At 51.9% G+C, this 17,502-nt stretch carries 17 protein-coding genes; 8 read left to right on the top strand and 9 right to left on the bottom strand.

Going from position 1 to position 17,502, the window contains the following annotated elements:
• Nucleotides 1-33 precede the first annotated feature (33 nt).
• The 3 genes from ACPUC8_RS16625 to ACPUC8_RS16635 form a co-directional block, all read right to left on the bottom strand.
• Complete coding sequence (locus ACPUC8_RS16625) at nt 34-1,167, bottom strand: glycosyltransferase family 4 protein (protein ID WP_494926858.1); 1,134 nt, start codon at nt 1,165-1,167, stop codon at nt 34-36.
• Nucleotides 1,160-2,236, bottom strand: a complete 1,077-nt coding sequence (gene rfaQ / locus ACPUC8_RS16630) for a putative lipopolysaccharide heptosyltransferase III (protein ID WP_494926859.1) — start codon at nt 2,234-2,236, stop codon at nt 1,160-1,162. Before rfaQ ends, ACPUC8_RS16625 begins: the two co-directional genes overlap by 8 nt.
• A gap of 73 nt (nt 2,237-2,309) precedes the next feature.
• Nucleotides 2,310-3,299: a glycosyltransferase gene (locus ACPUC8_RS16635; protein ID WP_071885762.1), complete on the bottom strand. Its 990-nt coding sequence runs from the start codon at nt 3,297-3,299 to the stop codon at nt 2,310-2,312.
• A gap of 176 nt (nt 3,300-3,475) precedes the next feature.
• Here ACPUC8_RS16635 and ACPUC8_RS16640 point away from each other — a divergent pair, with 176 nt between their 5' ends.
• Nucleotides 3,476-4,507, top strand: a complete 1,032-nt coding sequence (locus ACPUC8_RS16640; RefSeq protein WP_039328182.1) for a glycosyltransferase family 9 protein — start codon at nt 3,476-3,478, stop codon at nt 4,505-4,507.
• Here ACPUC8_RS16640 and ACPUC8_RS16645 read toward each other — a convergent pair.
• Complete coding sequence (locus ACPUC8_RS16645) at nt 4,482-5,453, bottom strand: polysaccharide deacetylase family protein (protein ID WP_039328185.1); 972 nt, start codon at nt 5,451-5,453, stop codon at nt 4,482-4,484. The genes ACPUC8_RS16640 and ACPUC8_RS16645 overlap by 26 nt on opposite strands.
• Nucleotides 5,454-5,638: 185 nt before the next feature.
• Between ACPUC8_RS16645 and ACPUC8_RS16650 the strand changes: the two genes are divergently transcribed.
• The gene (locus ACPUC8_RS16650; protein WP_039328188.1) at nt 5,639-6,721 is read left to right on the top strand and encodes a glycosyltransferase; all 1,083 of its coding nucleotides are present in this window, start codon (nt 5,639-5,641) and stop codon (nt 6,719-6,721) included.
• A gap of 35 nt (nt 6,722-6,756) precedes the next feature.
• Here ACPUC8_RS16650 and tdh read toward each other — a convergent pair whose 3' ends face one another.
• Together tdh and ACPUC8_RS16660 are read right to left on the bottom strand one after the other, a co-directional pair.
• Nucleotides 6,757-7,785 carry an L-threonine 3-dehydrogenase gene (gene tdh / locus ACPUC8_RS16655; protein ID WP_039328191.1) on the bottom strand — a complete coding sequence of 343 codons (1,029 nt, stop codon included), beginning with the start codon at nt 7,783-7,785 and terminating at the stop codon, nt 6,757-6,759.
• Nucleotides 7,782-8,990, bottom strand: coding sequence for a glycine C-acetyltransferase (locus ACPUC8_RS16660; RefSeq protein WP_039328194.1), 1,209 nt, complete (start codon nt 8,988-8,990; stop codon nt 7,782-7,784). The genes tdh and ACPUC8_RS16660 overlap by 4 nt, the downstream gene beginning before the upstream one ends.
• A gap of 232 nt (nt 8,991-9,222) precedes the next feature.
• Between ACPUC8_RS16660 and rfaD the strand changes: the two genes are divergently transcribed.
• The 4 genes from rfaD to ACPUC8_RS16680 are packed head-to-tail and all read left to right on the top strand — an operon-like array spanning nt 9,223 to nt 13,090.
• Nucleotides 9,223-10,155, top strand: a complete 933-nt coding sequence (rfaD, locus tag ACPUC8_RS16665) for an ADP-glyceromanno-heptose 6-epimerase (protein ID WP_039328197.1) — start codon at nt 9,223-9,225, stop codon at nt 10,153-10,155.
• Between the two features lie 17 nt (nt 10,156-10,172).
• On the top strand, nt 10,173-11,216 hold the full coding sequence (gene rfaF / locus ACPUC8_RS16670) for an ADP-heptose--LPS heptosyltransferase RfaF (protein ID WP_039328200.1): 1,044 nt from the start codon (nt 10,173-10,175) through the stop codon (nt 11,214-11,216).
• A 2-nt stretch (nt 11,217-11,218) separates the two neighbouring features.
• Nucleotides 11,219-12,181 (top strand): lipopolysaccharide heptosyltransferase RfaC, encoded by a 963-nt coding sequence (gene rfaC, locus ACPUC8_RS16675; RefSeq protein ID WP_058970428.1) that lies wholly within the window; start codon nt 11,219-11,221, stop codon nt 12,179-12,181.
• On the top strand, nt 12,182-13,090 hold the full coding sequence (locus ACPUC8_RS16680) for a WaaZ-like lipopolysaccharide core biosynthesis protein (RefSeq protein WP_039328207.1): 909 nt from the start codon (nt 12,182-12,184) through the stop codon (nt 13,088-13,090).
• Nucleotides 13,091-13,124: 34 nt separating this feature from the next.
• Here the strand turns inward: ACPUC8_RS16680 and ACPUC8_RS16685 are convergent, their stop codons facing one another.
• From ACPUC8_RS16685 to envC, 3 genes are all read right to left on the bottom strand, one after another.
• Nucleotides 13,125-14,204: a glycosyltransferase family 9 protein gene (locus ACPUC8_RS16685; protein ID WP_039328315.1), complete on the bottom strand. Its 1,080-nt coding sequence runs from the start codon at nt 14,202-14,204 to the stop codon at nt 13,125-13,127.
• Nucleotides 14,205-14,333: 129 nt separating this feature from the next.
• Nucleotides 14,334-15,236: a divergent polysaccharide deacetylase family protein gene (locus ACPUC8_RS16690; protein WP_039328317.1), complete on the bottom strand. Its 903-nt coding sequence runs from the start codon at nt 15,234-15,236 to the stop codon at nt 14,334-14,336.
• Between the two features lie 3 nt (nt 15,237-15,239).
• Entirely contained in the window at nt 15,240-16,541 is a 1,302-nt protein-coding gene (gene envC / locus ACPUC8_RS16695) for a murein hydrolase activator EnvC (protein ID WP_494926860.1), read from the bottom strand.
• 250 nt (nt 16,542-16,791) lie between these two features.
• Here envC and ACPUC8_RS16700 point away from each other — a divergent pair, with 250 nt between their 5' ends.
• Complete coding sequence (locus ACPUC8_RS16700; RefSeq protein ID WP_039328214.1) at nt 16,792-17,223, top strand: rhodanese-like domain-containing protein; 432 nt, start codon at nt 16,792-16,794, stop codon at nt 17,221-17,223.
• A 17-nt stretch (nt 17,224-17,240) separates the two neighbouring features.
• Nucleotides 17,241-17,495 (top strand): glutaredoxin 3, encoded by a 255-nt coding sequence (gene grxC / locus ACPUC8_RS16705; protein WP_039328217.1) that lies wholly within the window; start codon nt 17,241-17,243, stop codon nt 17,493-17,495.
• Nucleotides 17,496-17,502: the final 7 nt, after the last annotated feature.

A 17,502-nucleotide genomic window follows, 5' to 3' on the forward strand; every position in this document is an offset into this window, starting at 1 on the left:
ATCAGAAACTGGCCGCCTGCTCATACCACTTCGTCAGCTGGCCTTCAGTACCTGCTGATAAAGTGAGGTCAGTGCCTGCGCCAGTCGTTGCGGACCAAAAGGTTCGATTCTGCGGCGTGCGGCTTCGCCCATGGCAGAATTCTGTAAAAGCGCAGGTGTCGCCATAATGGCATCATTTAACGCTTTGATATCCAACGCATCGCAAACGAAGCCTTCTTGACCTGCTGTAATGAATTCTGCACCACCGCAGCCCGTGCTGGTGATTACTGCTAAACCACAGGCCATCGCTTCCAGCACCACATTCGGAAAAGGATCATAAAGCGTCGGCAGCAGCAGTGAATCAGCCGCATGATAGTACGGCTGGACATCCTGCTGTACGCCAACAAAGCGCAGGCGATCAAGACAGTTAAGCTGGTTAGCTAACTGCTGATAACGCGACAACTGCTTATCCTGACCAACGACAATCAGATAACGGTCACTGTTGGCCAATGCGCTAATGGCGGCTTTCAATCCTTTGCGTTCAAAGCCGGAGCCGACATAGATCATCACCGTGGCATCTTGCGGCAATGTCAGTTGCTGACGCATGGCAAAGCGCTGGGCTTCTGTGGCTGGCTGAAAACGTTGGCTATCGATGGCGTTATGAATGACGTGTATCTTGCTGCCATCGAGCGTGAAATGACGCAAAATATCCTGTTTGACCATCTCTGAATTACAGATGACGGCTTTTAAGGACGGCGCGTTGAACATTTCCGCTTCAGCCTGCAGTACATAGCGATGATAAGGGCTGAGGCTGGCGCTTAAACGTTGCCAAGGCGAGACGATGCGTGCCCGCTGCTCAAGCCACACGCGATGCACGCCGTCACCGGCGCGAAAGATATCGCAGCCGGCAATGCGTTCGTGGCTCTGAACGATATCGAATTTTTCGCGCTCCCAGCATTCGCGTGCGGCGCGTGCAAATCCACGTTCGCGTGAGACGCGGCCAAATTTAGCGGGATTGCAAATGTGCAGATGCCAGGCCGGATTGGGTGTGCCCTGCCAGCTGCGGGTAATGATATTGAGATCGAGCTGCTCACTATCCAGCGCTTCCAGCGCCCGTGAGATAAAGCGCTCAGCACCGCCATCCGGGCGATATTTCTGCCGGACAATCGCCAGGCGTAACTTAGTCATGCAAAAAACTCCTTGCGGCGGCAATCACATCCTCAACGGGAATCGCGGAGAGATAGCGCTGCTCGGTTTTGGTATCGATATCGTCGGGGGATGGCAGCGGTGCATAATTACCGGCCCAAATGACGCGATTATTGTCACCCCACGGACGCCAGTGATGCAGCTTGGTGGGACCAAACAGCGCCAGGCAGGGCGTATTGAGCGCGGCGGCCATGTGCATTGGGGCTGAATCCACGCCAATAAACAGTTGCGCAGCATCGATCAGCGCCGCCAGTTGCGGTAGTGAGAGCTGCCCAGCCAGTGACACCACGTTCTGGCTATGGCAGAGCGACTGAATGTTAGCGATCATCGCCTGCTCTTTCTGATCTGGTGCTGCGGTCAGGACAACGGTGTGGCCATCGGCAGTGAGCGTATCGATGAGCTGCGCGACTTTTTCATCTTCCCAGCATTTGAATACCCAGCGTGAGGTCGGCTGTATCACAATAAACGGGCCGGTGACCTGTTGCTGCGCCAAAACAGCCTGCACTTTTTGCTGATCGGCTGCGCTAAAGTGCATCGAGGCTTTCGCACCTTCCGCACTGATGCCGAGTGGTTCCAGCGCCGCCATATTTTGCTCAACGGTGTGCAGCTGATTGTAGTTCTGAGTGGATATCAAGTGATTATGGCACCAGCGCCAGAGTGCATTATCGCGCTTCGCAAAGGCAAAGCCGATGCGAACCGGTGCGGCAGAAAAGCCGGTAATGATCGCACTGCGCCACTGATCGGCAAGGTTAATCACCACATCATAATGGCAGGCACGGACCGCAGAGAGCAGGGCCATTTCATGGCGAAACTTTTGCCAGCCGCCTTCCTTTTTCCAGTTACGATCGATGATATGCAACTGACGGATGGCGGGATGTGCTTCCAGCATTGGCCGCGTCTCTTTATACAACAGGACGTCGATATTGGCCTGGGGATAGCGCTGGCGTAGTGCATTGATAGCCGGCGTGGTCAGCAGCATATCGCCGTGATGACGCAGCTTAATCAGCAGAATATTTTTCGGTGCAAACTGGGCTGGAATCGGGCTTGCCATACTCAAATGATCTCAAAATTCAGTGAGCTGATTGTAGGGCAAACCCCCAGGGTGCGAAAGCCAGCCGCGGCGCTTATTTCTTACGCCAGCGATAAATCCGGCTCAACCACAACATTAACTGATACCACTGTCTGGCACCGCGTGCGTTACGCAGCATTCGTTTGTGAGTTTGAGTGGCAAAGATATCCGCAATCATCGCCTGGCGTGCGCTCTCTTCGGGCTCGCGGCGGATGGAGTGGCAGACGCTGAGTGCTTCACGGGTAATCTGATAGTGAAATGCCGGATAAATTTTAATGCGTGTGCGATAGCTTGTATTGATCTCTTCCAGCATCTGCGCGATTTTCAGGTAGTGCTGTTGATATTCCACGTTACGCTGACCTGTGCGCTTGCGATTACTGATCGATGCATCGTGCATGTAATACCGATACAGCATCTGATCGGTATAGCGCACACGTTTGACGTTGAACATAAACTCGGTGGTCCAGGGAATATCCTGATGGTGTAGTCCCGGCTCGAAGGTGAGATTGAGTTGTTCAATCAGTTCGCGGCGGTAAATACCAAGCCACACTACATGCATATAACGATGGGTCTGTAACGCGGTGTTCAGCCACTCTGGCCCACTGAGCACTTGGGTGCTCCTTAAACGATCCAGAGGAATCAGCGGTTTGGTGGTCTGGCTGGCTTTGAAGAACCATTCAGCGTTGCATTGCGCGGCGTCTAACTCATCACTTTCTGCCATCTCGACCAGCGTTTGATACATCGCCGGGTTCATGGTGTCGTCGGCGTCTGGGAAAGTGACGTATTTGCCCCTTGCGACGGCCAGCCCGGCATTACGTGCACGTGAAACTCCGCCATTGGCCTGATGGATGACACGTACATGAGAATGCTGCTGCGCGTAGGCATCGGCCCGTTCACCTGAGCCATCGGTGGAGCCATCATCAACGATGATAATTTCCAGTGAGCTTAGCGTTTGCGTCAGCAGGGACTGCATAAAAGTCTCGAGCATCGCACCGGCGTTGTACATCGGCGAGATGATGGAGAGTAAGGGAGCATTTTCCGACATTGTTGTGATGTTTTTATCAGTAATTAACGAAATTCTTACGTTAATTATTGCTAAGGAATTCAGAACTTTTTGGACATTTATGGTCAAAAGTAGTTAGCTCGCTAGCATTTTCGCACTTTTAGGAATGGTGATAGCCGAAAAGCGCAGCATATATCTTTATACACCTGGGTCTTAGCATGAAAAATATACTCGTTATCCGACGCGATAATATCGGTGATATGGTCTGTACCACTCCTTTACTGGAAGGCATAAAACAGGCATTTCCAGAAGCAACCATCACTTTGCTGGTGAACAAAATTGCGCAGGATGTGGTGAGTTACAATCCCCATGTTGACCGTCTGTATGTGTATAAGAAAGCCAAGCATCGCGCCAAAAATGAGACCACGCTGGGCGTTTACTGGCAACGGGTGAAGATCATGCTGGCACTGCGTAAAACCCGATTTGATGCCACCATTCTGGCCAATCCTGTGCCTTGCAAATACAGCCTGAGGCTGGCGAAGTTGGCGGGCGCGCACAACATTATCGGCGCCGCCCAGGCAGATGCGCAGCTGGATCATCCCTTCCAGAAAACAGATTTTCACGGCAAGCATCAGGTTGAGCACACCTACTCTTATCTTTCGGCATTAACGGATGCCTACCCCGCGGTCCCTCAGGTCAATCTCTACCTCGCGGAGGCAGAACGCGAAGCGGCGAGCGCACGCGTCGCAGCATTATTTCCCGCGCCGGGTAAAGTCTTCGGTGTTCATATCAGTAGCCGCAGCCCAAAACGCCGTTGGCCGGTGGCATCTTATGCCGCTTTTATTAATAAATTGCTGGAAGATGAGCAGGCGCGGGTACTGGTTTTCTGGTCGCCGCAAGGCACACTGGATGCCAATGATAAAGGCGATGCCGCACGCGCCGATGAGCTGATGGAACAAGTAAACTCAGCCCGCGCAGCACGTTACCCAACTGCGTCAGTGCGTGAGTTGATTGCCGGTTTTGACCGCTGTGAACAAATTTTGTGTAGCGATGGTGGCCAGATGCATTTGGCCGCAGGTTTACATAAAAAGCAGGTGGTGTTCTTTGGCGATACCAATGCCAGCATCTGGCATCCGTGGTCTGGAAAGTACCATATTATGCAGACCGCTTCCGGTGAATGCAGCGATGTCACTCTGGAAACGGTCTGGCAGGCGTGGCAGGAACTCAGCGCTGAGCCTGCTGGCGTGTGAAGCTGGCGTAATATTCCGCCAGTGTCTGGCCGACAAAGTTCGGTGCCAACCAGCTAAACAGCGCTTCGAGATCTTCGTATAGCTGCTCGATGTCACGTTCATTTTTAAACGTTGGGCTACCATCGGGCATGAATTCGGAGCTGTGCAACATAAACTCGGTGTAATTGTTCCCTTCCGCCAGTGACATCTCCACGACGCGCTTCATATCTGCAATGTTGCCACCCGATGGGCGCAACCAGTGCACAGCAGGGCTTTTTTGTTTACCGCGTAGTCGGTAAGCACCCTGTTTGAACGCATTCATCAATGCGGAATACTTGTACTGGATGCTCATCGGGACTTCGAGTAGCGATGAATCACCACTGCGCGAAATATCCTGTGGATCGATGAAATAAGGTTTGGCCGGGAAATGGGTATAGTTAGTGCCGCCGTTACCTTGCGGCGCACCGCGCGTGTAGGACCAGTTCACACGTGGCGTGACCGAACAGTCTACCTGATAGCCCAACTCAGTCAGGATCGCAGCGTAGCGTTCATCAAATGCCCAGCGACCGGCGCGATGACTTAACATTTTGGTTTGGAACTTTTCTTCGAGGAGATCCGTCATATAAGCGACTTTGTCACGCAGCACGCTATCGGGGTACTCGATCAGAAAAGGCTGCCAGCGCCAGTCATCGTCAGTCAGCGGGGCTTCGGGTGGACTGTTCCAGGCATGGAGATGCATCCCGATTTCGCCTTGCTTACGGGCAATCACATCTTTGCCAAATTCGACAAACGCAGGATCAATCGCCATTTCATAGTTGGTCAGCCAGGTGGGTTTAAAACCATAACGTTCGCACAACGCCTGAAAACGTGGCAGATAGCCGGTGTTTTTGGTGGTGATTGAGCGGTGATTGCGCCAGAGATTGTCGCCTTCGGTGTCAATGGTAATAAGGAACGCGTGCCGGGTCATGTTCGCCGCCTGAGGCCAATAAAATCGCAATGTTACGCTGTGCCCTGCAGTGACGCAAAACTATTTGTCTCGGCAGTAAACAGGCGAAAAGGGGGATGAATGTGCGTTAATATTCTCCACGCATAGCTGGCATTCACCCGTTTTCTAAAACTGATAGGTAGGACAATTTGTCAAAACGCATACTGATGGTGATCGATGGTTTACCAGGCGGCGGCGCCGAGAAGGTGGTGTTGACGCTGGTTGCTGGTATGTTGGCGCTGGGGCATCGAGTCTCACTCTTTTCTCTGCGCAAAGTGTGCGAGTATCCGTTGCCAGAAGGCGTGGATTATCACGTCATTCAGGACACCAACCGTAAGCCGTGGCGCAAATTGACCGAACTCAGTCGGCGTGCTCGTTTACTGGATGCCGCCGTCAGGAAGGCGGAAAAAGAGGGCGGTCAATTCGATCTTGTGGTCTCACATCTGCACAAAACCGATCGTATTGTGCGCCGCAGCCGGGCACTCCGGCAGGAGAAGACCTGGTGTTGCCTGCATGGCGTATTCTCTGCATCTTATTTGGGGCATCGCACCGGGTTATCTCGCTGGTTGAAGGCACGTAAAATCCGTCAGGTTTATCAGGGACGCAACGTGGTGGGTGTCTCGCCCGCGGTGCTTGAAGATCTCAAGTCTGCTTTTGCCGTGCAGCCCTCACGTGAAGCGGTGATTGGCAACCCATTCGATGTTGAGCAAATTCGACAACTGGCCGCCGAGCCCGCTGACGTGCCGCCAGCCGGTTTCCTGGTGCATGTGGGGCGCTTCCACGAAACTAAGCGCCATGACCGTCTGCTTAAAGCCTATGCATTGAGCAATATCCAACAGCCTCTGGTGCTGTTAGGCCAGGGTTCACCTGAACGCAAAGCCGCCCTGCAAGCGCAGGCGCAGACGTTGGGTATCGCCGACCGGGTGATTTTCCAGGGCTTTACGCTGAACCCGTATGCCTGGATAAGCCGGGCAACCATGTTGATTGTCAGTTCGGATAGCGAGGGCTTTGGAAACGTCCTCATCGAAGCGATGCTCTGCGGCACGCCTGTGGTAAGCACCCGTTGTCCCGGCGGTCCAGAGTGGTTATTGCAGGGCGATTTAGCGCGTGGTCTGTCCGAACTTAATCCGGAATCCCTGGCGGAGAAAATGCAGGAGATTTATCAGCATCCGCCACTCATACAGGCCGATGCATTTGCCGGGTTTGATACTTTATCAATCTGTCAGCAGTATCTGGCATTGAGTCGATAGAGCCTGCGGGAGGGTTGCTTACCTCCCGCAAACAGTTAATCCCAGCTCAATACCACTTTCCCAGAGCGACCAGAGCGCATCTCGTCAAATCCTTGCTGGAAATCATCGATGTGGTAGCGGTGTGTAATGATGGGCGTTAAATCGAGACCAGACTGAATCAGCGCCGCCATTTTGTACCAAGTCTCAAACATCTCACGGCCATAAATGCCTTTGATGAATAATCCTTTAAAGATCAACAGATTCCAGTCAATGGCCATCTCACCCGGGGGGATCCCCAACAAGGCGATGCGCCCACCGTGGTTCATGACGTCCAATAACGTGCGAAACGCTGGGGGGGCGCCAGACATCTCCAGCCCAACATCGAAACCTTCGGTCATGCCCAATTCCGCCATCACATCACGCAGATTTTCCTGCGCTACGTTGACTGCGCGGGTGACTCCCATCTGGCGTGCCAGACTAAGCCGATACTCGTTGATATCGGTGATCACCACATTACGTGCACCCACATGTTTGCATACTGCCGCCGCCATGATGCCAATCGGACCCGCGCCAGAGATCAGCACATCCTCACCGACCAGATCAAAGGACAACGCGGTATGCACGGCGTTGCCGAAGGGATCGAAAATCGCGGCCAGTTCATCCGGAATATTGTCGGGGATTTTGAAAGCGTTAAAAGCGGGGATAACCAGATATTCAGCAAAACAGCCCTGACGATTGACACCCACTCCAACCGTGTTGCGGCAGAGATGCGTGCGCCCGGCGCGGCAGTTACGGCAATGGCCGCAGGTGATGTGGCCTTCACCCGAAACGCGATCGCCAACTGAAAATCCCTTAACCTCTTCACCCATTCCCACGACTTCACCGACATATTCGTGGCCCGTGATCATCGGGACGGGAATAGTCTTACGCGACCAGTCATCCCAGTTGTAGATGTGCACGTCCGTGCCGCAAATCGCGGTTTTGCGAATTTTAATCAGCAGGTCGTTATGGCCAGGTTCTGGAATCGGTGCATCGTTGATCATCCAGATGCCTTCTTCGGCTTTTAATTTAGCCAGCGCTTTCATTTTGCCGCTCCTGTAATCACACCCAGCTGTTGGCCAATGCGCGTAAAGGCCGCGACGGCATGCTCAAGCTGTGCCTGCGTGTGCCCGGCAGATATCTGCGTGCGGATACGCGCCTGACCTTGTGGCACCACGGGATAGAAGAAGCCCGTGACGTAAATACCTTCCTGTTGCAGCAGGCTGGCAAACTGCTGTGCCACTTTGGCATCACCCAACATCACCGGAATAATGGCGTGATCGGCTCCCGCCAGCGTAAAGCCTGCGGCTGTCATTTTTTCGCGGAAGAAGCGGGCATTTTCCCAGAGACGTTGGCGTAAGCCATCGCCTTCACTCAGCAAATCCAGCACACGCAGTGAGGCGGTGACGATGGCGGGGGCCAGCGAATTAGAGAACAGGTAAGGGCGTGAACGTTGACGCAGCCACTCGACGACCTCTTTTTTGGCGGCCACGTAGCCACCGGATGCGCCGCCTAACGCCTTACCTAAGGTGCCGGTCAGGATATCAACGCGGTCCATGATGCCACAATATTCGTGTGAGCCACGCCCGGATGCGCCGACAAAGCCAACAGCATGAGAATCATCTACCATCACCATTGCATCAAATTCGTCGGCTAAATCGCAAATACCCTGCAAATTAGCGATAACGCCATCCATTGAGAACACGCCATCGGTGGCGATCAGGATGTGACGCGCGCCCTTATCACGCGCCTCTTGCAAGCGGATGCGTAGCTCGCTCATATCGTTATTGGCATAGCGATATCGCTGCGCTTTGCACAAGCGCACACCGTCAATGATCGAGGCGTGGTTGAGCGCATCAGAAATGATGGCGTCTTCCGCGCTGAGCAGGGTTTCAAACAGACCGCCGTTGGCATCAAAACAGGAGGAGAAAAGTATGGCATCTTCCATGCCCAGAAACGCCGCCAGCTTGTGTTCTAACTGCTGATGAATATCCTGAGTTCCGCAGATGAAGCGCACCGACGCCATGCCAAAACCATGCGAATCCATGCCCTCTTTGGCTGCCTGTATTAACGCAGGATGATTAGCCAGGCCAAGATAGTTATTGGCGCAGAAGTTAATGACGGGTGGGCTGTTGGCGACGGTGATTTCCGCCTGCTGTGCCGACGTAATGGTGCGTTCCTGTTTGAACAATCCGTCCTGACGTGTTGTCTCAAGCTGTTGACGGATTTGCGAATAAAACTGACTGGACATGATTCTGCTCCTCAGATAGCAAAATTTTGGCACATATTACTGATCGAAAAGCATCGTGCCGACATTTACGCCAGGGAAATCTCAGTTTTGCAGCATAGTTCACGTGATGGTTGCGATTTGTGCAGCCGTTGCAGAGTCATCTGGCTGCCTGTCTCGGGCTGAAATGTTATGATGTTAGGCATTAGTGCGTGAAACCTCCTGTTTCACCCCAAACTGTTTAAAGGCAAAGCATATGATTATCGTAACCGGTGGCGCTGGCATGATTGGCAGCAACATTGTTAAAGCGCTGAACGATCGCGGTCTTACCGATATTCTGGTGGTGGATAATCTGAAAGACGGCACCAAATTCGTGAACCTCGCGGACCTCGATATCGCGGATTACATGGATAAAGAGGAATTCCTCTCTTACATCATGTCCGGCGAAGATCTGGGTCCCATTGAAGCGGTGTTCCATGAAGGTGCTTGCTCAGCGACCACCGAGTGGGACGGCAAGTACATGATGGATAACAACTATCAGTACTCAAAAGACCTGCTGCATTTCTGTCTGGAACGTGAAATTCCGTTCCTGTATGCCTCTTCAGCCGCCACCTACGGCGGCCGTAATGAGAACTTCATCGAAGAACGCCAGTACGAGCAGCCTCTCAACGTCTATGGCTACTCAAAAATGCTGTTTGACCACTATGTGCGTCAGATTTTGCCAGAGGCGAATTCGCCGGTGTGTGGTTTCCGTTACTTCAACGTATACGGCCCACGCGAAGGGCATAAAGGCAGCATGGCCAGCGTGGCTTTCCACCTCAACACCCAGATCGGCGGCGGTGAAAATCCGAAACTGTTTGAAGGCAGCGACGATTTCCGCCGTGACTTCATCCACGTTGATGATGTGGTTGCGGTTAACCTGTGGTGCTGGGAGAACGGCATTTCGGGTATCTATAACTGCGGCACGGGTCGCGCGGAATCCTTCCAGGAAGTGGCGGATGCGGTACTGAATTTCCACCAGAAAGGCCAGATTGAGTACATTCCGTTCCCAGACAAGCTGAAGGGTCGCTATCAGGCCTTCACCCAGGCCGATCTCACCAACCTGCGTGCAGCGGGTTACGACAAGGCGTTCAAAACTGTCGCGCAGGGTGTGGGTGAATACATGGCCTGGCTGAACCGTAACGCATAAGGAATCCGGCACCAGCGATGAAAATTCTGGTTATTGGCCCATCCTGGGTCGGCGATATGATGATGTCGCAAAGTCTCTATCGCACGCTCAAGGCTGAGCATCCAGATGCGGTGATTGATGTGATGGCGCCGGCCTGGTGTCGGCCTTTACTGTCACGCATGCCAGAGGTCAATCAGGCGCTGGCGATGCCGCTTGGCCATGGTGCTTTAGCGCTGGGTGAGCGGCGTCGTTTGGGGAAATCTCTCAGCGCCAGTGGCTATGATCGCGCTTACGTGCTGCCTAACTCGTTTAAATCGGCGCTGGTGCCGTTTTTTGCCGGAATTAAACGCCGTGTCGGTTGGCGTGGTGAGATGCGTTATGGCTTGCTAAATGATGTGCGCGTATTGGATAAACCGGCATTTCCGCTGATGGTCGAGCGTTATGTGGCGCTGGGTTATGATCAGCCAGTATCTTCTGCCCAGCAGTTACCGCAGCCCTTGCTCTGGCCGCAACTGCGCGTAGATGATGAAGAAAAGCGCATGACGGCCGCGCAATTTTCACTTTCCGCCGATCGTCCGGTTATTGGGTTTTGCCCAGGGGCTGAATTTGGCCCGGCTAAGCGCTGGCCGCATTACCACTATGCTGCCTTAGCGGAACAACTGATTGGTGAAGGCTATCAGGTTGTGCTGTTCGGCTCGGCTAAGGATCGTGAAACCGGTGACACTATTGTGCAAACGCTATCAGACGACGCGCGTGCACACTGCAAAAATCTGGCCGGTGACACGCAGTTGGAGCAGGCCGTTATCTTGATTGCTCACTGTGCTGCCGTTGTCAGTAATGACTCTGGCTTAATGCATATTGCTGCCGCGCTGAATCGCCCACTTGTGGCGTTGTATGGCCCAAGCAGCCCGGATTTCACGCCGCCATTGTCGCATCAGGCTCGCGTTATTCGTCTGATCACGGGCTATCACAAAGTGCGTAAGGGTGATGCCGAAGAAGGCTATCACCAGAGTTTAATTGATATTCAGCCTGCTCGCGTTCATCAGGAACTGAGTGCGCTGCTGCAGCCGGTGCGGGAGTAGCCATGCACGTTTTGATTGTTAAAACCTCCTCAATGGGAGACGTGCTGCATACCTTACCTGCACTCACCGATGCGATGCAGGCCATGCCGGGCATCCGTTTTGATTGGGCAGTGGAAGAGAACTTCGCTCAAATCCCAGGCTGGCACCCAGCAGTGGATAAAGTCCTGCCGGTTGCCATTCGCCGCTGGCGTAAACACTGGTTTGGCAGCCAGCAGCGTGAAGAGCGTGTGCTTTTCAAGCGTGACCTGCAATCGCGTGAGTATGACGTGATCATTGATGCGCAAGGCCTGATTAAAAGTGCTGCGCTGGTCACGCGCTTGGCTAAGGGGATCAAACACGGGCAAGACAGCCGGAGTGCCCGTGAGCCTTTTGCCAGCTGGTGGTATGACAAACGTCATGAAATCAATAAGCAACAGCATGCCGTTGAGCGAACGCGGGAACTGTTTGCCAAAAGCCTTGGATATGAAAAACCGGCTACGCAAGGCGACTATGCAATTGCCCGACATTTCCTCTCCACGCTGCCTCAGGATGCACATCAGTACCTGGTGTTCCTGCACGCGACCACGCGTGACAATAAACACTGGCCGGAATCGCACTGGCGTGAACTGATAGAGCTGGTACAGCCAACGGGCCTGAAAATAAAGCTTCCTTGGGGGGCAGAGCATGAGCATCAGCGTGCATTAAGAATGGCTGAGGGGTTTACACATGTTGAGGTGCTGCCAAAGCTTACGCTGGAACAGGTTGCGCAGCAGTTAGCTGGCGCGCGTGCGGTGGTCTCTGTGGATACCGGCTTGAGTCATCTGACAGCCGCGCTGGACCGGCCCAACATCACGCTCTTTGGGCCAACCGATCCAGGCTTGATTGGGGGATATGGTCAAAATCAGCATGAACTACGCGGTGAAGATGGCACCATGCAGGCAATTTCTGCCAACAGGGTCATGGATAAATTGCGGGAATTACTCTGAATGGACTCGATCTTCAAGCAATTGTATCGTTATACCCATGCCAGGGTTATGCGGCACAACGAAAACTTTTGGCCGTATATTGCGATTCAACGTGCAGATGAAGATCATATTCAGAAATTATCGTACTGCAGAAAAAATGTTCCCCTGGAAAATCTGAGTGATCTTCATGCGAAGGTGTCTGGCGATGTGACCATTCTCGCCACAGGGCCGTCTATCAATTCACTGGATTTGCAAAAGCTGTCCGATACCACTTTTATTGGTGTTAATGGGGCCTATCATTTACGTAATAATGTTAAGTTTTCTTATTATGTCATTGTGGATCGTGGGTTTGTTAAGCAACGTGCAAATCTGGTTAAGGACGTGCTGGCGGACAAAAATTTAGTGCTTTTCACCACTGTGCACTGTTTGAACGACATGCTTAAGAGCGTGTTGTTAAACGACATCCAGTGTCGATTGGCAATTATCGAAGATCTCAGCTTCAAGGTGTTCCGTGAAAAGGTTATGCCCTATGACTACGAACGGTATTACCGAGAAAAAAACGGCATTAAAATATTCCCCACTGAACCCCGTGCAGGGTTTTCATGGGATATCCGTCAGGGGATTTTCGATGCAGGTACCGTTGCCTATTGGGCTCTGCAAATTGCCGCGTGGTTAGGTGCTCATCGTATCTTATTGGCCGGTGTCGATATGAATAACTTTGACGCGCCAAGGTTTTATGAAAGTGAGGGAGATAAATTACCCAGTTTTCTCTCTTCTAATTTTGAAAGCATCATCAGACCTGCTTTTCTGCATGCAAGTAGAGAGTTGGGCCGCGCAAATATCAAAACCTATAATTTGTGTTTAAATAGTGGATTAGGCGATGATATTTTTGAAAAAACCACGCCGGATGTGCTTTTTCCTCAGAAATAATCCGCCAGGTTATTAACCTAACCTGGCAGTGAAATTATTTTTTAATCACCATCTTCAATTCCTGCAAAACGGTATCGACGCTGATTTTCCGCAATGGGTAGATCGCGTCGTCGCCTGCTTCCGGTTCTATGCGAATCGTTTTATGAATCGATAAATCCTGATACGGGCCTGTATGCCGTGGGTTAGCGCTGACGTACAGGCTCACCGTTGGCGTTTGGGCTGTAATGGCAATATGCAGCGGACCGGTGTCTCCGGTGACTAATGCATCGATCGAATTGATGAGTTCAATCAACGCTGGAAGACGGGTTTTTCCAATGTAAGACGTCACTCGGGAGTGATATTTTTCAGGCAACATTTTGAAGAACTCTTTTTCAATTGGCTGGTCTTGTCCTGCACCTGTCAATATCACCTTCGAGTCAGCAATGTCAGTGAAAATACGTTCTGCTAATTGAGCAAAATGCTCAACAGGCCAGCAGCGATTTTTACCTGATGCCCCCATCTGAAAACCAATGGTTGGACTCAGAGCGCTGCGCGGCGTTTTATTAACCGCAATCGGAAACTGCATTTTAATATCGGCCGGATCACAGCCTAAAACGCTAATTAAATCCATTTTGCGTTGAATGATATGGCCATCTACGCTGGTCGAGTATTTATCCAGCCAATGGTTAAATACCGGTTTGTCATGGCGAAAGTTATCTCGAATGATATACTTTGAACCACCAAGGCGGGAGCATAAAATATCGTAACCCAGGCTTGAATGTAAAAGTAATGTTAAGTCTGGTTGGAATTGACGTATTTTTCTAATCAAGTTCGGTGCACGAACAATTTTATTATCCCAGATGGCGACTTGATCAAACCATTCACTTTTTTCGACCAGATCGCGGTTTTTATCACTGGATACCAGCATAAGTTTGGCAGCAGGGTAACGGCGTTTTATGGCTTTAATGGCTGGGGTGTTGAAGAGTAAATCCCCTAATGCAGTCGTTGAGAAAATAACAATGCGTTCAAATTCATGATTTGAACTTAACGGCTGCTTATTTTTATCAATCTGACTCAGTCTGGCATGCAAACTCAGTACGTTATTGATTAAATTTATTTTCCAAATCTTTTTCATTAATCCGATTAACCCTAAGAACCTGGCAAATTTGACATCAATGCTGGGAAATAATTTCGTTATCATAACGAAAAAAACGCCAGTCCCGAATGGCACTGACGTTAATTTTTCATGTTGTTGACGATTAGCTTAGAAAAGCGAACCTAACTGTTTGATTAGTTTGCTTTCTGAAACATGCTCGATGATCAGATCCACCGCACGGCTTTGTGGTACTGGCGGTAGCGGTTTACTCACCTTACACACGCCCGGCGCATGGAACTTGGTGGGCAGCGGTTTTGCTGGCTGAGAGGATGGGCCGGATCCCTGATGCAACGGTTCATTCAGTAGCTGGCTTGGGCGTACCAAGGTGATATCGCCAGGCAGCGATGGCAGCATTTGTTGCAACACGCGAACCGTGGTCGGATGCGGATGACCAATCGCAATGGCATAGCCATCACGCTGTGCCAGTTTAACTGCGCGGGTGAATTGCTCGCGAATCGAAGCTTCATTCTGGCTGTCATCGAGGAATACGCGGCGTTTGAGTACTTTTACATGCGTGCCTTGCGAGGCTGGAATGGACTGGCTGTTGCCAATCGTCATGCTATCGAGAAAGTAGTAGTTGTACTGGTTGAGTACCTGCATCACTTTCTGCATGCCGGGCAGGCTTGAGGTCATTTTGCTGCCCATATGGTTGTTCAGGCCCACGGCGAACGGGACTTTACCCGTTGCATCGCGAATGATGCGTGCGATCTCTTCGCTGCTCATTTCCGGAGTGAGGGTATCTTTCTCCAGTGGCTGCTTACTAAGCGGTGCCATGGGCAGATGGATCAACACTTCATGGCCGCCCTGATGGGCTTTGGTCGCCATTTCACGCGCGTGTGGTGCATTGGGAAGTACAGCGACGGAAATCGCCGCTGGCATTTGCAACACTTTGTTCTCTTCTACAGGCCGGTAACCGAAGTCGTCGATGACTATCGAAAGTTTGCCGGCCTGAGCAGAAAGTGACAAAAACAGCGCACAGAGCGCGATTGAAAGCTTTTGGGGCTGAAACAACACTTATCTTCCTAACCACGGTAGTGGATTGACGGCCTTTCCCTGGCGTCGGATTTCAAAGTAGAGCGAAGGCGTGCCGCGGCCGCCACTGGTACCCACTAAAGCGATAGGCTGTCCTGCCTTCACCTGAGTACCGACGCTCACCAGCGCACTTTGGTTGTAGCCATAAAGACTCATGTCGCCTTTACCATGTTCCAGCACCACAACCAGACCGTAGCCTTGCAGCCAGTCGGCCATCAGTACGCGTCCATCGGCGATGGCTTTCACTTCTGTACCTTCTGGTGCATCAATCACCAGACCTTTCCAGCGCAGTTCGCCCTGCATGGATTCGCCGAAGCGATGTTCTATGCGTCCGTTGACCGGCCACAGAGCTTGACCTCCAGGCCTGCCAAGTCCGCCGGTTCGTGCCATCAGTTCACGCTCGCTCTGCGTGGGCTGATAGTTGGAACCTTTGGCTTTTGCCTGCGCCTGGCGTTGGCGAACTTTCTCTGCCTCGCGTGCTTCGCGTTCCGCACGTTCACGTGCTTCACGTTCCGCTTTGGCAATTTTATCTTGCAGGCGGCTTTCGTTTTCCCGCATTTCGACCAGATCGGCTTGATCTTTTTCCAGCGAGCTTTCCAGCACCGTCAGCGTTTTCTTGCGTGCTGCACTGGCGGTTTCCAGCTTGGTTTGCTGTGTTTGCTGCTGTGACAACAGCGATTTCTGCTGTTCCTGTTTGCCTTGTAATGCCTGGCGCTGTTCCGCGAGCTGCTGCTGGGTTTGTTTGAGATCGTCGATGTTTTTCTGACGTGCGGCATTGAGATAGCCGAAATAAGCCAGAATACGCTCACTGCGCTGCGCTTCTTCACCACCTAACAGCAATTGCAAACCATTGTGCTGCCCCTGGCGGAACGCCGCATCCAGTTGTTGCGCCAGCAATTTTTCCTGCTGGGCCTGCTGTTTTTCCAGGTGAGAGATAGAGGTGGTGATCTGTGCGATTTCGCCGTTCAGCGCGGTCAGGCTATTACGTGTTTCGCGCAATTGACGGCTGGCTTGAGCAATCACTTTTTCCTGGCTTTGCAGTTGGTCAAGGAGCTTGCTGCGCTGCAGTTTCTGCGCTTTGACGCTCTTTTCTTTCTCGGCGATATCTTGCTGAATGGATTTCAGCTGTGTTTTGCTGTCATCGGCGCTGTGAGCGGCAATTGGCAACAACAGCGCGCCCGCACAGAGCAGGCTTCGGGAGATTTCGGACCAGCAAAATAACAACGGATGCGCTGGGCCGTTGTGGCGAGTCCTTGTGTGTGTAACGGTCGCTTTTCCCTTCATAGTCGATAATTATTCCACGATGAACAGCCGCTTACCAGTTATCCCGGGCGGGTTTTGCTTAACGAAAGATGTCCGTGCCGAGCTTACTGGCATTAACTTTGTCTTAATTTTGCGATTAGAACACTTTTTTTGGAAAATGACGCACAAATCGTAACTCTGCCCGCTTCACGACTGTACATGAGAAGTGGCGCAGGTATACTCAGAACCCTTGTTTTAGCTTAATTAGCCCGGTCTGGAGTCGTTACCCCTCATGCAAGATATTATGCAGTTTGCAAGCAATCACACCATCCTTAGTCTGGCATGGGTTGTTTTACTCGTTCTGGTGATTGTGACCACCGTTAAAGGAATGTTCTCTAAGATAAAAACCATCAGCCGTGGCGAAGCAACCCACCTGATTAACAAAGAGGACGCGGTGGTTGTAGACGTGCGCTCGCGCGATGACTATCGCAAAGGACACATTTCAGGGGCGATTAACGTTGCCGCCGCTGATATTAAAAAAGGCAGCTTTGCCGACCTGGAAAAGCACAAGTCACAGCCCATAATTGTGGTATGTGCCACCGGCCAAAGCGCGGGTGAATCGGCAGCGAAATTGAGTGCCGCAGGTTTTGAGAACGTTTCTGTGCTGAAAGATGGCGTGAGCGGCTGGAGTGGTGAGAACCTGCCGCTGGTACGTGGTAAATAATTCCCTGAGGTATCCGCATGGCTAATGTAGAGATTTATACCAAAGTGACCTGCCCGTATTGCCACAGAGCAAAGGCGTTGCTGGATCAAAAAGGCGTGTCGTTCAAGGAGATTCCTATTGATGGGAACGCGACGAAACGTGAAGAAATGATCCAACGCAGCGGGCGTACAACGGTTCCACAAATTTTTATTGATGCACAGCACATTGGTGGCTGTGACGATCTTTACGCGCTGGATGGGCGTCAGGGATTGGATCCCTTACTCCAGGCATAATTTCTCG

It is taken from the genome of Pantoea sp. CFCC18177 (assembly GCF_059412425.1).

What these genes read in the sequence shown, in the direction of transcription:
- tdh (WP_039328191.1), bottom strand. Translation starts at nt 7,785, where the DNA reads ATGAAAGCGCTGGCTAAATTAAAAGCCGAAGAAGGCATCTGGATGATC.
- envC (WP_494926860.1), bottom strand. Translation starts at nt 16,541, where the DNA reads ATGAAGGGAAAAGCGACCGTTACACACACAAGGACTCGCCACAACGGC.
- rfaF (WP_039328200.1), top strand. Translation starts at nt 10,173, where the DNA reads ATGAAAATTCTGGTTATTGGCCCATCCTGGGTCGGCGATATGATGATG.
- rfaD (WP_039328197.1), top strand. Translation starts at nt 9,223, where the DNA reads ATGATTATCGTAACCGGTGGCGCTGGCATGATTGGCAGCAACATTGTT.
- rfaQ (WP_494926859.1), bottom strand. Translation starts at nt 2,236, where the DNA reads ATGGCAAGCCCGATTCCAGCCCAGTTTGCACCGAAAAATATTCTGCTG.
- ACPUC8_RS16640 (WP_039328182.1), top strand. Translation starts at nt 3,476, where the DNA reads ATGAAAAATATACTCGTTATCCGACGCGATAATATCGGTGATATGGTC.
- grxC (WP_039328217.1), top strand. Translation starts at nt 17,241, where the DNA reads ATGGCTAATGTAGAGATTTATACCAAAGTGACCTGCCCGTATTGCCAC.
- ACPUC8_RS16625 (WP_494926858.1), bottom strand. Translation starts at nt 1,167, where the DNA reads ATGACTAAGTTACGCCTGGCGATTGTCCGGCAGAAATATCGCCCGGAT.
- ACPUC8_RS16685 (WP_039328315.1), bottom strand. Translation starts at nt 14,204, where the DNA reads ATGAAAAAGATTTGGAAAATAAATTTAATCAATAACGTACTGAGTTTG.
- ACPUC8_RS16660 (WP_039328194.1), bottom strand. Translation starts at nt 8,990, where the DNA reads ATGTCCAGTCAGTTTTATTCGCAAATCCGTCAACAGCTTGAGACAACA.
- rfaC (WP_058970428.1), top strand. Translation starts at nt 11,219, where the DNA reads ATGCACGTTTTGATTGTTAAAACCTCCTCAATGGGAGACGTGCTGCAT.
- ACPUC8_RS16680 (WP_039328207.1), top strand. Translation starts at nt 12,182, where the DNA reads ATGGACTCGATCTTCAAGCAATTGTATCGTTATACCCATGCCAGGGTT.
- ACPUC8_RS16700 (WP_039328214.1), top strand. Translation starts at nt 16,792, where the DNA reads ATGCAAGATATTATGCAGTTTGCAAGCAATCACACCATCCTTAGTCTG.
- ACPUC8_RS16645 (WP_039328185.1), bottom strand. Translation starts at nt 5,453, where the DNA reads ATGACCCGGCACGCGTTCCTTATTACCATTGACACCGAAGGCGACAAT.
- ACPUC8_RS16650 (WP_039328188.1), top strand. Translation starts at nt 5,639, where the DNA reads ATGGTGATCGATGGTTTACCAGGCGGCGGCGCCGAGAAGGTGGTGTTG.
- ACPUC8_RS16635 (WP_071885762.1), bottom strand. Translation starts at nt 3,299, where the DNA reads ATGTCGGAAAATGCTCCCTTACTCTCCATCATCTCGCCGATGTACAAC.